Annotated in this window: 13 protein-coding genes; 8 read left to right on the top strand and 5 right to left on the bottom strand. The window is 67.0% G+C overall.

Annotated elements, in window-relative coordinates:
• The first annotated feature begins 425 nt into the window (after positions 1–425).
• From purS to ACWDTI_RS00565, 4 genes are read left to right on the top strand one after another with little or no spacing between them, the layout of a single operon-like run.
• The gene (purS, locus tag ACWDTI_RS00580) at positions 426–665 is read left to right on the top strand and encodes a phosphoribosylformylglycinamidine synthase subunit PurS (protein ID WP_449736087.1); all 240 of its coding nucleotides are present in this window, start codon (positions 426–428) and stop codon (positions 663–665) included.
• Between the two features lie 10 nt (positions 666–675).
• Entirely contained in the window at positions 676–1,356 is a 681-nt protein-coding gene (gene purQ / locus ACWDTI_RS00575) for a phosphoribosylformylglycinamidine synthase subunit PurQ (protein WP_449736086.1), read from the top strand.
• Positions 1,357–1,369: 13 nt separating this feature from the next.
• Positions 1,370–2,047 (top strand): hypothetical protein, encoded by a 678-nt coding sequence (locus ACWDTI_RS00570; RefSeq protein ID WP_449736085.1) that lies wholly within the window; start codon positions 1,370–1,372, stop codon positions 2,045–2,047.
• Positions 2,044–3,309: a M18 family aminopeptidase gene (locus ACWDTI_RS00565; protein WP_449736084.1), complete on the top strand. Its 1,266-nt coding sequence runs from the start codon at positions 2,044–2,046 to the stop codon at positions 3,307–3,309. Before ACWDTI_RS00570 ends, ACWDTI_RS00565 begins: the two co-directional genes overlap by 4 nt.
• A 4-nt stretch (positions 3,310–3,313) precedes the next feature.
• Here the strand turns inward: ACWDTI_RS00565 and ACWDTI_RS00560 are convergent, their stop codons facing one another.
• Both ACWDTI_RS00560 and ACWDTI_RS00555 read right to left on the bottom strand, forming a co-directional pair.
• A complete protein-coding gene (locus ACWDTI_RS00560; RefSeq protein ID WP_449736083.1) occupies positions 3,314–4,624 on the bottom strand; it encodes a hypothetical protein in 1,311 nt (436 codons plus the stop codon).
• Between the two features lie 13 nt (positions 4,625–4,637).
• Positions 4,638–5,609, bottom strand: coding sequence for an AraC family transcriptional regulator (locus ACWDTI_RS00555; RefSeq protein ID WP_449736082.1), 972 nt, complete (start codon positions 5,607–5,609; stop codon positions 4,638–4,640).
• A 217-nt stretch (positions 5,610–5,826) separates the two neighbouring features.
• Between ACWDTI_RS00555 and ACWDTI_RS00550 the strand changes: the two genes are divergently transcribed.
• Entirely contained in the window at positions 5,827–6,297 is a 471-nt protein-coding gene (locus tag ACWDTI_RS00550) for an anthrone oxygenase family protein (RefSeq protein WP_449736081.1), read from the top strand.
• 3 nt (positions 6,298–6,300) lie between these two features.
• Here the strand turns inward: ACWDTI_RS00550 and ACWDTI_RS00545 are convergent, their stop codons facing one another.
• Entirely contained in the window at positions 6,301–7,164 is an 864-nt protein-coding gene (locus ACWDTI_RS00545) for an SDR family oxidoreductase (RefSeq protein ID WP_449736080.1), read from the bottom strand.
• Positions 7,165–7,274: 110 nt separating this feature from the next.
• Here ACWDTI_RS00545 and ACWDTI_RS00540 point away from each other — a divergent pair, with 110 nt between their 5' ends.
• On the top strand, positions 7,275–7,700 hold the full coding sequence (locus ACWDTI_RS00540) for a winged helix-turn-helix transcriptional regulator (RefSeq protein ID WP_449736079.1): 426 nt from the start codon (positions 7,275–7,277) through the stop codon (positions 7,698–7,700).
• 1 nt (position 7,701) lies between these two features.
• Here the strand turns inward: ACWDTI_RS00540 and ACWDTI_RS00535 are convergent, their stop codons facing one another.
• Together ACWDTI_RS00535 and ACWDTI_RS00530 are read right to left on the bottom strand one after the other, a co-directional pair.
• Complete coding sequence (locus ACWDTI_RS00535; protein WP_449736078.1) at positions 7,702–9,075, bottom strand: VOC family protein; 1,374 nt, start codon at positions 9,073–9,075, stop codon at positions 7,702–7,704.
• Positions 9,072–9,614 (bottom strand): RNA polymerase sigma factor, encoded by a 543-nt coding sequence (locus ACWDTI_RS00530; protein WP_449736077.1) that lies wholly within the window; start codon positions 9,612–9,614, stop codon positions 9,072–9,074. Before ACWDTI_RS00530 ends, ACWDTI_RS00535 begins: the two co-directional genes overlap by 4 nt.
• Before the next feature lie 96 nt (positions 9,615–9,710).
• On the opposite strand from ACWDTI_RS00530, the gene ACWDTI_RS00525 reads away from it, so the two are divergent.
• Together ACWDTI_RS00525 and ACWDTI_RS00520 are read left to right on the top strand one after the other, a co-directional pair.
• Entirely contained in the window at positions 9,711–10,466 is a 756-nt protein-coding gene (locus ACWDTI_RS00525; RefSeq protein WP_449736076.1) for a VOC family protein, read from the top strand.
• A gap of 230 nt (positions 10,467–10,696) precedes the next feature.
• On the top strand, positions 10,697–13,240 hold the full coding sequence (locus ACWDTI_RS00520; protein WP_449736075.1) for an ATP-dependent Clp protease ATP-binding subunit: 2,544 nt from the start codon (positions 10,697–10,699) through the stop codon (positions 13,238–13,240).
• The last annotated feature ends 2 nt before the right edge of the window (positions 13,241–13,242 follow it).

The raw sequence follows: 13,242 nt of genomic DNA, 5'->3' as shown, positions 1-13,242 counted from the left end.
CACTCGCGTTGGCTGGGCGTCGCTTCGCGTTGACTGGGCGTCTTGCCGCATTGGGTGGGCCATCGTCGGTCTCGGCCGGTGACCCACTGCAGGCTCAGTGCCCAGTCGACGGAATCCGGCGCTCGGTCGACAGATCGCGGTAGAAACGTCGACGGAACTGACGCCCAGTCGACGCAGGGGAGCACCCAGCGGACGGGAACTGCGCCGGTCGACGCAGAGGAGCGCCCAGTCGACGCAGAGGAGCGCCCAGTCGACGGATTGGAGCGCCCAGTCGACGGAGAGGCGCGCGCCCAGTGAATGCGAATCGGCGCCCGGTCGACGGAAAAGTGCGCCCGGTCGACGGGGAACGGCGCCCACTCGACGGCACCGGTCACCCGGTAAGGTGAGCGTGCAACAGCGCACCAGTGAGAACGGAGCAACTGCCCATGGCGCGAGTGGTGGTCGATGTGATGCCGAAGGCCGAGATCCTCGACCCGCAAGGGCAGGCGATCGTCGGTGCGTTGGGTCGGCTCGGGTTCTCCGGTATCGGCGACGTCCGGCAAGGCAAACGCTTCGAACTCGAGGTCGACGACTCGGTCGACGACGTGACGCTCGAGCGCATCGCCGAGGAACTCCTCACCAATACGGTGATCGAGAACTTCAACGTCTCCCGCGTCGCCGAGTAGGGCGCCGACGATGACAGCACGCATCGGGGTCATCACCTTCCCCGGCACCCTCGACGACGTCGACGCGGCCCGCGCGGTACGGATCGCCGGTGCCGAGGCGGTCGAACTCTGGCACGGCGACGCCGATCTCAAGGGTGTCGACGCGGTGATCGTGCCCGGCGGCTTCTCCTACGGCGACTATCTGCGCGCCGGTGCCATCGCGCGCTTCGCGCCGGTGATGGAGTCTGTCGTCGACGCCGCCGGCAAGGGGATGCCGGTGTTGGGGATCTGCAACGGCTTTCAGATCCTCTGTGAAGCCGGCCTGCTACCCGGCGCCCTCACCCGCAACGAGGGCCTGCATTTCATCTGCCGCGACGAATGGCTGAAGGTGGAGAACAACACCACCGCCTGGACCTCCCGCTTCGACCGCGGTGCCGAGATCCTCATCCCGCTCAAATCGGGCGAAGGTCGCTATGTCGCGCCACAACGCAAACTCGAGGAACTCGAGGGCGAGGGCCTGATCGTGTTCACCTACTCCGGCGGCAACCCGAACGGCTCGACTCTCGACATCGCCGGGATCGCGAGCCCGGACGGACGCGTCGTCGGACTCATGCCGCACCCGGAGCACGCCACCGAGGCCCTCACCGGACCCAGTGACGACGGCCTCGGACTGTTCTACTCGGCCATCGATTCCGTGCTGGCCAGCGCCTGACCCAGGAGCACAGATGACCTCGATCCTCATGGCGCTCATCGGGATCGCGATGCTCGTGCTGTGCGCTCTCGCCGTCCGGCAGCAATGGCATGTCGGACCCATCGCCCTCGCTGTCGCCGCGATCTGCCTCTGCCTCGCCTACGACTGCATCGTGGTCGCGATCGGCCGCCTGGTCGGGTACGGCGACACCCTCGAAGCGCTCAACGTGCCGCGCTTCTGGATTCATGCGATCGTCATCCCACCGATCATCCTGATCTACGGTGCGCTGGCGATCCGTCTCGGTCTGCACCAGGCCCGCGGCCGCAACCTGACCCTCGGCGCCGTCGCGTTGGTGGCCATGCTCATCCTGATCGGAGTCATCCAGGACGGCCTGCGCCTGCAGCTCGAGCCGGAAAACGCCGGAGACGCACTGCGATACGTGAACAGTGCCGCGAACGCCGCTTCGCTTCCGGCGATCATCACCGTCCTCGCACTGCTGATCATCGGCATGGCGACGATGCGCTATCTGCTCTACGTGTGGCTGATGGTCGGCGCGCTCGCGGTGTTCGTGACGTCGATCTTCGCGTCCTCGGTGCTCTGGCTCGGCGGCCTCGGCGAACTGGTGCTGATGGCCGCGCTTGTGTACACGTTGCAACGAGTCGGCGACAGGGAGTTGTCGACGACGGCACCGGAGACCGGAGAAGAAACGTGACGCTCGCGACCACCGCCACCGCAACCGGTTTGGGCGCATTCATCGACGCCTCGCCGTCCCCGTTCCACGTCTGCGCCACTGTCGCAGCAGAACTCGAGGCCACCGGCTACACCAGACTGCGGGAGGACGCGGAATGGTCCGCGCCGACCGGGCGTAACTACGTCATCCGTGGTGGGTCGATAATCGCCTGGGATTCCGGTGACGGCAACGCCTTCCGCATCGTCGGCGGACACACGGACAGCCCGAATCTGCGCCTCAAGCAACATCCGGACCGTACATCCGCCGGTGTCGGGATGGTCGCGCTCGAACCGTATGGGGGTGCCTGGCTGAACTCCTGGCTCGACCGGGATCTCGGCCTGTCCGGGCGACTCGCGTTCCGGTCCGGTGGGGCTGTCGATCATGTGCTGGTGCACGTCACCGAGCCGGTATTGCGCGTGCCGCAGTTGGCGATTCATCTCTCCGAGGATCGCAAGGGTGTCGCCCTCGACCCGCAACGCCATGTCGACGCGATCTGGTCGGTGGCGTCCGACGCCCCGGATGTGCTCGAGTGGACCGCCTCGTACGCCGGGATCGACCCGTCTGCACTCCTCGGCTGGGAGTTGATGACGCACGATGTCGCACAGTGTCGCCTGATCGGTGCGGAGAACGAATTACTCAGTGCCCCAAGGCTGGACAATCAGGGGACCTGCTATGCCGGGCTTCGGGCGCTGCTCGACGGCGAACCGTCGATCCACACCCGGGTACTCGCGCTGTTCGATCACGAAGAGGTCGGCAGCGGATCCGAACGGGGTGCCGCCTCGGATTTCCTGGCGACGATCATCGAGCGAATCGTTCTGGCGCGTGGCGGTTCCCGCGCCGACTATCTGCAAGCGATGGCGGCCAGCGTGTGCGTCTCCGGCGACATGGCGCATGCCACCCATCCCAATTACCCTGAGCGGCACGAGCCGTCGCATCGGATCACCATCAACGGCGGCCCGGTACTCAAGGTCAACCAGAATCTGCGCTACGCGTCGGACGCGGTGGGCGAGGCGATCTTCGCGGTCGCGTGCGACACCGCCGGTGTGCCGATGCAGCGCTACACCCATCGCGCCGATCTGCCGTGCGGGTCGACGATCGGCCCGATCACCGCGGCACGCACCGGCCTGACCACCATCGACGTCGGTGCCCCGCAGCTGGCCATGCACAGCGCGCGGGAGATGATGGGCGCAGCCGATGTGCCCATGTATTCGGCTGCGCTGCAGGCATTCCTGAGCGGGTCCTGAACGATCAGCGGGGCTTGAGGACGGTCAGCGAGGTGCCCTCGTGGACCACGATGAAGCCGTCGGTCACCGTGGTGGAACCGATCACCGACCGTGTCCACGCGATCCGCCCCTGCTCGGCATCGAACGCCGTGATCTGATTCGGGTTCGCGAACACCACCGTCGATCCCGATGATCCGACACAGGTCAGCTGGTCGATGTTCGCGTCCGGATTCTCGGGTGACGGGGGAGCGAGGCGGCCGACAGATGTCCCGTCCGCGAGCGTGTAGAACACGCGGGAACGGTCCTTGAGTGCGAACGCGACCTGTTCACCACACGGCTTGGTGTTCGCCTTGGAGAGCTCGGGGTCGGTGATCTGCCAGAGCGACTCGGCGCGTGCCGGGTCGCGGATCTCGTAGCGGCCCTGGGTTGTCTGGATCTGGCGTTCGCCCGTCCCGGTCAGCACGGGTAGCGTCGACGGCCCGGCCAGGACTTGCAGGCCTGCTGACACGTCCGTCGGTTTCCGGTCGACGGCGCCGTGCTCGACGGCGTACGTGGCAACCTTCTCGTGTCCGATCTCGTTGTGCTGCACGGTGATCCCACTACCGAATGCGGTGATCGTGCACTGAGTGCAGGACAGGCGATCGGCACCGGTACCCGGGTCGACGACGAACTGCGACCCGTCGCCGGTCGCGATGGTCAGCACCCCGTCGGGATGCGACGTCGCCTTCGCGGCCGCGGCGAACGTGCGGGACCAGATCTCCTCGCCCCCGGCGTCGTGCAGCGCCACCCGGTAACCGGCCTGATCGATCCGGAGGAAGTCGCGTCCCACCCCGACCACCTGGGCGGTGTCGTCGAGATCCGACGGTTGGGTGGGCGTGCCGTCGTCGTCGACGAGGTAGAACCCGTCCGGGACGCCGCCGAGTTTGACCGCGCAGCCCACGGTGCCGAGGTCGTTGATCGCGCACCCGCCGAGCCCTGCGACGACGGGCTGGTGCCATATCGGCTTGCCGGTCGCGCGTTCGACCAGCAGGAACGCGCGGCCGAGCCCCGACGGGTAGGCGATGAGCCACCGGTCCTGCCAGGAGTCCACGACGTCGATGCCGGCGTCGGTGCGGTAGCCCGGCAGGGTGTCGCTCGACACGGTCCAGGCGACGCCGGGTTCGGTGTCGTAGGTGCGCAGGCGCCCGTCGCTGAAGGATGCCGGAGAGCCGGACCCGCCGATCGCCAGCACCGCCCCGACCGAACCCACCATCACGGCGACCAACACCATGGTGACGGTGCCGATGCCAAACGGGAGCCGGCGGGCGATACCGGCGCGTGACGAGCGGGCAGACATGGCACTCAGTGAATCATGCGTGCGTCGTCGCCGATGCGACGGAGTCGCCGGAATGTTCCAAGCGGTAGGCGGCGGGGCTCAGTCCGCGTTGACGTTTGAAAGCCGCGCTGAATGCGAACGGCGTCGAGTAGCCGACCTGACGGGAGATGGCGCCGAGGGATCGTGTCCGGTCGGTGAGGAGGTCCGCGGCCACCGACATGCGCCACGAGGTGAGGTAGGCCATGGGCGGTTCGCCGACGAGTTCGGTGAACCGGCGGGCCAGCACCGCGCGAGATACCCCGGTCGCGGTGGCCAGCGACGCGACGGTCCACCCCCGTGCCGTGTCGTTGTGCATGAGCCGCAAGGCATGGCCGACAACCGGGTCCGAGTGCGCCCGATACCAGTCGGCGGCACGCACGGTCCCGGATTCCATCGACTCACGGAGTGCGGTGATCAGCAGCAGGTCGAGCAGGCGGTTGAGGACCGCCTCCTGACCCGGTACGTCTCGGACGATCTCGGTCCCCATCAAGCCCACCAACGGGTTACCCGGCAGGGACACGGTGGTGATGCGATCGAGGGCGTCGAGCAATCGTGCGCTCACCTCGCCGGTCCCATAGGTGCCGACGAGCAGGATTGCGTCGGCCGTGCTGTCGTCGGGGCAGTTGCCCCACGAGCGCACCCCGAACCCCATATCGTCGGCGACACTGTGGGTTCCGGTGGGGTCGAAGCAATCGCCGTCGGCGTCGATGCGCGCCACCCACTCGTGTGCGGGGTCGTCGGCGATCGTGTACGGGTGGGTACCGCGGATCACCGCGACGTCGCCCGTTGAAAGTGATTGCCGCGCACCGTCGTCGTAGGTCAGGATCGATGTCCCGCGTGCCACCGTCAGCACGGTCAGCGCAGCGGTGTCCTCGATCCGCACCGACCACGGTGAGCGCATCACCATCCGCAGCAACATCGGCGTCTGGGCACGCGGGCCGTCGAGCAGACTGCCGAGGGCATCCATGGGCACGACTCTACGCGACGACGAGACGATTGCGTATGAATTCAAGCGCTTTGCCCATGGATCGTCTCGCCGATGTGGAGTGCACTGAAGCCATGAGCCCCTCACACGCCACCACGGTATCCGCCCACGTGACAGCCCATTCGAGACGCATAACGGGTCTTCCCGCAAGGGAATTCACCGATCTGACGGTGTCCGCGTGGGTCGTCGGAGCGGCCCGATGAGCGGCGTTCGCGACCTCGTCATCGTGGTGGCGCTCACCGCCATCGGCCTTGTCGCCGGCCTGCTGTCCGCGTTCGCGTACTCCGTGATGCCGGGATTGCAGCGGGTCGGGGCTCAGGTCGCGGTCCCGGCGATGCAGCGCATCAACGTCGCCATCCTGAATCCCGCCTTCGGCCTTATTGTGTTCTGCAGCATCGTATTCGGCATCCTGAGCGTCGTGCTCTGTTGGGGAGAGCCGGGTCGTTGGTGGCTCGTTGCCGGGCTGGCGCTCTATCTGGGCGCGGTGCTGATCACCGGGCTGGTCAACGTCCCCCTCAACGACCGTCTGGCCGCTGCCGGCACGGTCTCGCCGGCCGACGCACCCACGGTGTGGACCGATTTCGTCGAACCGTGGTTGCGCTGGAACATCATTCGGGCGGTCGCTGCGGTGGCGGCGTTCGTCGCGATGGTCGTCGGCCTCCTGCGGTGACCCTCAGTCGGTGATCAGACCGCCCCGCAGAACCTCGATGACCGGGATCGCGGGGCGTCCGAGCAGGTCGACGAGATCGGTGCTGGTCGCGTCGAGCGCGCCGACCGCCACGCCCGCATCGGAATTGGCGAGCACGCCGGCCATCGGAGCGGGAATGCCGGCCTGGGTCAGCGCCGCAGCGTAATCGGCTTCCGGAAGGTCCTGGTAACGCACGGGTTTTCCGCTGACCTCGGTGAGCAGGGCGGCGAGGTCGTCGTAGGTCAGGTGCTCGGAACCGGCGAGTTCGAAGACCGCGCCGGGTGTGCCGGAGATCAATGCCACGGCAGCGGCCTCCGCGTAGTCGGCGCGCGCGGCCGGTGCCGTCCTGCCGTCCCGCGCGGCGCCGTAGAGCACGCCGCCGTCGATCGCGGCCGGTGCTGCGGCCAGATAGTTCTCGGTGTACCAGCCGTTGCGCAGCAACAGGAACGGGATGCCGCTGTCGGCGAGGAGCTTCTCGGTGGCGACATGCTCGGTGGCCAAGGTCAGTGGCGACGAGTCGGCACGCAGCAGGCTGGTGTAGGCGATGAGGCCGACACCGGCCGTCCTGGCCGCTTCGATCACGTTGGTGTGCTGGTCAATTCGCTGACCGACCGTCGGGCTCGACACCAGCAGCAGCTTGTCGACGCCGGCCAGGGCCTCGGCGAGGCCGGCACGATCGCCGTAGTCGGCAACCCGGATCTGTACTCCGGCACTGCGCAGGTCCTGCGCCTTCTCCGGGTTCCGGACGATGGCGACGACGTCGGTGGGTGCGACGCCTCGTTCGATCAGTGCGCGCACAGCGCTCCCGCCGAGTCCGCCGGTGGCGCCTGTTACCGCATAGGTGGTCATGTTCCGCTCCTTCGTCTCACTGGGTGATTCTCCTACAGCATGCACTTACTATTCGTATAGTGCAACTGTGATGGTAAGCACTAGCTGTCGGGTTGGCCTAGAATGGCGGCATGTCCGCTCCGCAAGAGATCCCGACGTCGCCCGGCGAGATCTCGGATACCTCACTCGAGGCCGATGTCTTCGCCCGCGATTGCCAGTCGCGCGACGTGCTGCAGAACGTCACGAGTCGATGGGGCCTGCTGGCGCTGGCGGCCCTGGGGGAGGGCGACCAGCGATTCAGTGCGCTCCGCCGCCGGGTCGAAGGCGTCAGTGAACGCATGCTGTCGGTCACCCTGCAGCAACTCGAACGTGATGGATTCGTGAATAGAACTGTGCTACAGGCGATTCCGCCGCGAGTCGAGTACTCGTTGACAGACCTCGGAGCCGAGGTGGCCCACCGGCTGACCGACATCATCGAATTCGTCGAAGCCAGCGTGCCCGACGTGGCTCGGGCGCGTGTCGCCTACGACGACACGCACCCGAAGAAGGTGAAGTAGATCAGAACAACTGGCCCAGGTAGAACTGCGCACCCTGATCGTCGGCGCACAGCGCCATGATCCCGTACGCCTGGTGCTCCGGGTCGGCAACGACCCGCCCACCTGCCGCACGAACCCGCTCGACGGCGGCATCCATGTCCGCGACATTCCACATCGGCACCGACGCCGGGGTTTCCGCTCCTCCGGCGATGCCCACCTGCGGGCGCACTTCGTCGACCTCCCAGCCGTCATCGATGCGGCCGCCGTGGAAGGTCCAGCCCAGGGCGGCGCCGTAGAACGCGCGGAATCGGGCGCTGTCAGCGGTATGCACCGTGAGATAGGACATTTCGCCGACCCCCCGGGGATGCTGATCCGGGCGCGGGGTACCAGGTTCGGCGACGTGCACCGAGAACGCGACTCCTTGATCGTCGACGCAATCGATCACGCGGACGGCATCGCGGGCCACAGAGCTCACATCGCCGGCCTGTCCGCCGGCCGCGATCACCGCCTCGCGGGCGGCACTGAAATCGTCGACCGCATAGACGCAGTAGATCGAGCCCGGCTCTCCGTAGCCCGGGGTGTCCGAAAGGCCCAGGCGGTGACCGAGATTCGTGACCTGCCGACTGTCCGGATCGTACTGCCATCCGAGCACCGCGCCGTAGAACCGTGCGGCGCGCTCGGTGCTCGGCGTCTGTAGTGACATGTAGACGATGTCGCCCTGCCGGATTCCCGTGGCCGCCTCCGGTGCGCCCGCGACGATCTTCGATGGGCCCGTCAGCATCCACCGGTGGCCGAACGGGTCGACGATGGTGCCGGTTCGATGTCCATATCCCTCATAGGGTTCCCGCGTCACGGCCGCGCCGCCGCGCTCGGCGGTGGCCACGGCGACGTCCGTGTCGGCGACGGCCATCATCAGACTCACCGAGACGTGTCCCGGCGTCGGTGCCGTGAGGCCCATGTCGGGGAACTCGTCGGCGAGATAGATGACACCGTCGCCCATTTCGAGTTCCGCATGGCCGATGCGTCCGTCGTCCATGACGATCGGCTCTCCGCGCAGCCGGGCGCCGAGATGCTCGCGATACCAGTCGATGGCCTCATGGGCACCGGCGATCACGAGGTAGGGCAGTGCGCCGGGCCGTTCCACCGTCGGTGTCTCGGCTTCAGGCGTCTCGGCGGGCGTGGTGGCTTCGGGGGCGGTGGCAATTGTGGTGCCGCTCATGACAACTCCTTCGGGTAGGGTCGCGCCGCGTTCGAGCCGATCACGCAGCGCGCGGGCGAACTCGGGGTCGGGTGCGACCGGATCGGACCAGCCGGGGGCGTCGACGGCACGCAGCGCGGTGAACGGATCGGGTGGCGTTGCGCCACTGCCGAATTCGGTGGTGTTGTGCTCGCTCATGCGTGACCTCCCTTCCCGGCGGGCTGGGTTTCGGTTTCCGGGTAGGCGGCGCGGAAGGCGCGCTTGGCCCGGGTGAGCAGCGCCTCGGTGGCGCCGACGGTGCGGTCCAGGATCTCCGCGCAGTCCCCGACGGGCAGATCGTCGACATAGCGAAGCGTCAACGCCGCCCGATGCGTCGGCGAGAGCTGCGCCAGCGTGTAGTGCGCCAGCATCCGATCCAGGTGGACGTCCCATGCATCGTCACCCACCGACTCCGGCAGCTCCTCGACCGGTTCCGGTGTCCGCTGCATCGCACGCCAGTGGTCGGCCAGCTTGTGCCGTGCCACCCCGATCAACCACGGCGTGGTCGGCTGTGCCTCCTCGTCGCGGCGGACCGTGTCCATCGCGGCCAGAAAGGTCTCCGACGTCACGTCCTCGGCGACGCGGCGGTCCGCACATCGGCGCAGCACATAGCCGTACACCGCCGGCAGTGCATCGTCGTACACCGCCAGCAAGGCCGCTGCTCCGCCACCCGGCGGGGCCGACTGTTCGCCGCTCACACCTACATCGTCGTTCGTGGCGGGTGTTTTCCGACGGGCTCGCGAAAGATTGTCCAAAGCCGATGAGTCCCGACCCCGAGCGCGGTCTACCCCCACATGGCCACCGCAACGATTTCCTCCATGCTCCTGTCCACCGACTACCCGCAGCGCCTTGCCGACTGGTACGCGGCCGCGTTCGACGCGAAAGTCGAGTCGACACCCGGCGACGACGGCTATCGCGTCGTCAATCTGGACGGCTTCTATCTCATGTTCGACAGCCGCGACGACGTGACGGGAGCGAACACCGGCGGGGCGCGGATGATCCTCAATGTCGAGGTCGACGACCCGGAGGCCACCGCCCGGCGCCTCGACGATCTCGGCGCGGAGTGGGTCAGCCCGCTCGAGAACCGGGACGGCAACCTCTTCGGCACCGTGTGTGACCCCGACGGCAACTGGCTGCAGATCCTGCGCCTGTCCGACGAGCACGAGGCGCAGATGTCCGGGCCGGAATCTCCGTTCAGCGGGTTCGCCGTCCGCGACATCGAGGCCGCGGCGGACTTCTACCGCGACGTGCTCGGCATGCGGGTGCTGCGCTTCGACATGGGCATCCTCGGCATCCGGATCAACCGTCAGACAACGGTGCTGGTCTACCCGAAACCGGACCATGAACCGGCGAACTTCACCATCCTCAATCTCCCCGTGGACGACCTCGAGCAGACGGTCGACGACCTCACCGCCAAGGGCGTCGAGTTCGTCCGATACGACGGTTTCGACCACGACGATCGCGGCATCGCACGCGGGCACGGTCACGGACCGGATATCGCCTGGTTGCGCGACCCTTCCGGCAATGTGATCGCGGTGCTCGCCAAATAGCCGATCGCCGCCTCGTTCGCTCTCGGCGTAGCGGCACCGGAACACCGCGCCGACGTGCGCGGTTGTACCCCGCAGAACCCCACCGTCGTCGTCTGCTGAATCGATTCGGACGACCATTAACTGCAGGTGCACGGATGGCGACCACTACAGTGGAGGCAAGGCTGGTCGTCACATCCGACACCGCTGCAGCTGTCTCGACGGCCGGGGCGCTAGCTATGTGAGGGAGAACAATGTTCGAACGGTTCACCGACCGCGCACGCCGGGTTGTCGTCCTGGCGCAGGAAGAAGCGCGGATGCTCAATCACAACTACATCGGCACCGAGCACATCCTCCTGGGTCTGATCCACGAGGGTGAGGGTGTCGCGGCCAAGGCGCTCGAATCGCTGGGGATTTCCCTGGAAGGTGTCCGCAGCCAGGTCGAGGAGATCATCGGCCAGGGCCAGCAGGCCCCCTCGGGTCACATCCCCTTCACCCCGCGCGCCAAGAAGGTGCTGGAGCTGTCGCTGCGCGAGGCACTGCAGCTCGGCCACAACTACATCGGCACCGAGCACATCCTGCTCGGCCTCATCCGTGAGGGCGAGGGTGTCGCGGCGCAGGTGCTCGTCAAGCTCGGCGCCGACCTCAACCGCGTCCGCCAGCAGGTGATCCAGCTGCTCTCCGGCTACCAGGGCAAGGAGCCGCAGGAGGCCGGAACCGGCGGCCGAACCAGCGAGGCAGGCACCCCGTCGACCTCTCTCGTGCTCGACCAGTTCGGCAGAAATCTGACCGCCGCGGCCGGCGAGGGCAAACTCGACCCGGTCATCGGCCGGGAGAAGGAAATCGAGCGGGTCATGCAGGTGCTGAGCCGCCGCACCAAGAACAACCCGGTCCTCATCGGCGAGCCCGGTGTCGGCAAGACGGCCGTCGTCGAGGGCCTCGCGCAGGCCATCGTCAACGGCCAGGTCCCCGAGACGCTCAAGGACAAGCAGCTCTACACCCTCGACCTCGGTTCGCTGGTCGCGGGTAGCCGCTACCGCGGTGACTTCGAGGAACGCCTCAAGAAGGTGCTCAAGGAGATCAACACCCGCGGCGACATCATCCTGTTCATCGACGAGCTGCACACCCTCGTGGGTGCCGGTGCCGCCGAGGGCGCGATCGACGCCGCCAGCATCCTCAAGCCGAAGCTGGCCCGCGGTGAACTGCAGACCATCGGCGCGACGACCCTCGACGAGTACCGCAAGTACATCGAGAAGGACGCCGCCCTCGAGCGCCGCTTCCAGCCGGTGCAGGTCGGGGAGCCGTCGGTGGAACACACCATCGAGATCCTCAAGGGTCTGCGTGACCGCTACGAGAGCCACCACCGGGTGTCCATCACCGACGGTGCCCTCGTCGCCGCGGCCACGCTCGCCGACCGCTACATCAACGACCGCTTCCTGCCGGACAAGGCGATCGACCTCATCGACGAGGCCGGTGCGCGCATGCGCATCCGCCGGATGACCGCGCCGCCAGATCTCCGCGACTTCGACGAGCGCATCGCCGATGCCCGCAAGGAGAAGGAATCGGCGATCGACGCGCAGGACTTCGAGAAGGCCGCCAGCCTCCGCGACAAGGAGAAGACCCTCGTCGCTGAGCGTGCCGAGCGCGAAAAGCAGTGGCGCAGTGGCGATATGGATGTCGTTGCCGAGGTTGACGACGAGCAGATCGCCGAGGTGCTCGGCAACTGGACCGGCATCCCGGTGTTCAAGCTGACCGAGGAGGAGACCACCCGTCTGCTCCGTATGGAGGAGGAGCTGCACAAGCGGATCATCGGCCAGGAGGATGCGGTCAAGGCCGTCTCCAAGGCGATCCGCCGCACCCGCGCCGGCCTGAAGGATCCGAAGCGTCCGTCGGGTTCGTTCATCTTCGCCGGCCCGTCCGGCGTCGGAAAGACCGAGCTCTCCAAGGCGCTCGCGAACTTCCTGTTCGGTGAGGACGACGCCCTGATCCAGATCGACATGGGCGAGTTCCACGACCGGTTCACCGCGTCGCGTCTGTTCGGTGCGCCTCCCGGCTATGTCGGCTACGAGGAGGGCGGCCAGCTCACGGAGAAGGTGCGCCGCAAGCCGTTCTCCGTCGTCCTGTTCGACGAGATCGAGAAGGCCCACTCGGAGATCTACAACACGCTGCTTCAGGTCCTCGAGGACGGCCGCCTGACCGACGGTCAGGGTCGCACGGTCGACTTCAAGAACACCGTGCTCATCTTCACCTCCAACCTCGGTACCTCCGACATCTCGAAGGCCGTGGGGCTGGGCTTCAGCAGGGGCGACGACTCGAAGTCCAACTACGAGCGCATGAAGATGAAGGTCAACGACGAGCTCAAGAAGCACTTCCGGCCCGAGTTCCTCAACCGCATCGACGACGTCATCGTCTTCCACCAGTTGACGCAGCAGGAGATCATCCAGATGGTCGACCTGATGATCGCCCGCGTCGAGGCGCAGTTGAAGAACAAGGACATGGCCATCGAGCTCACCGAGAAGGCCAAGAACCTGCTGGCCAGGCGCGGTTTCGACCCCGTCCTCGGTGCCCGCCCGCTGCGTCGGACCATCCAGCGCGAGATCGAGGATCAGCTCTCGGAGAAGATCCTGTTCAACGAACTGACCCCGGGTCAGATCGTGCTGGTCGACGTCGAGGGCTGGGACGGCGAAGGCGACGGTGAAGATGCCAAGTTCACCTTCGTCGGCTCGGAGAAGCCGCGTCCGGTGCCCGACGCCCCGGTCGTGCTCAGCAGCAAGGCCGGCGAGTCCGACGTGAGCTGAGC

It is taken from the genome of Gordonia sp. NPDC003424, from assembly GCF_053588655.1.
The sequence above is the reverse complement of the archived record's forward strand: the minus strand, read 5'-3'. Positions and strand labels throughout refer to the sequence as shown.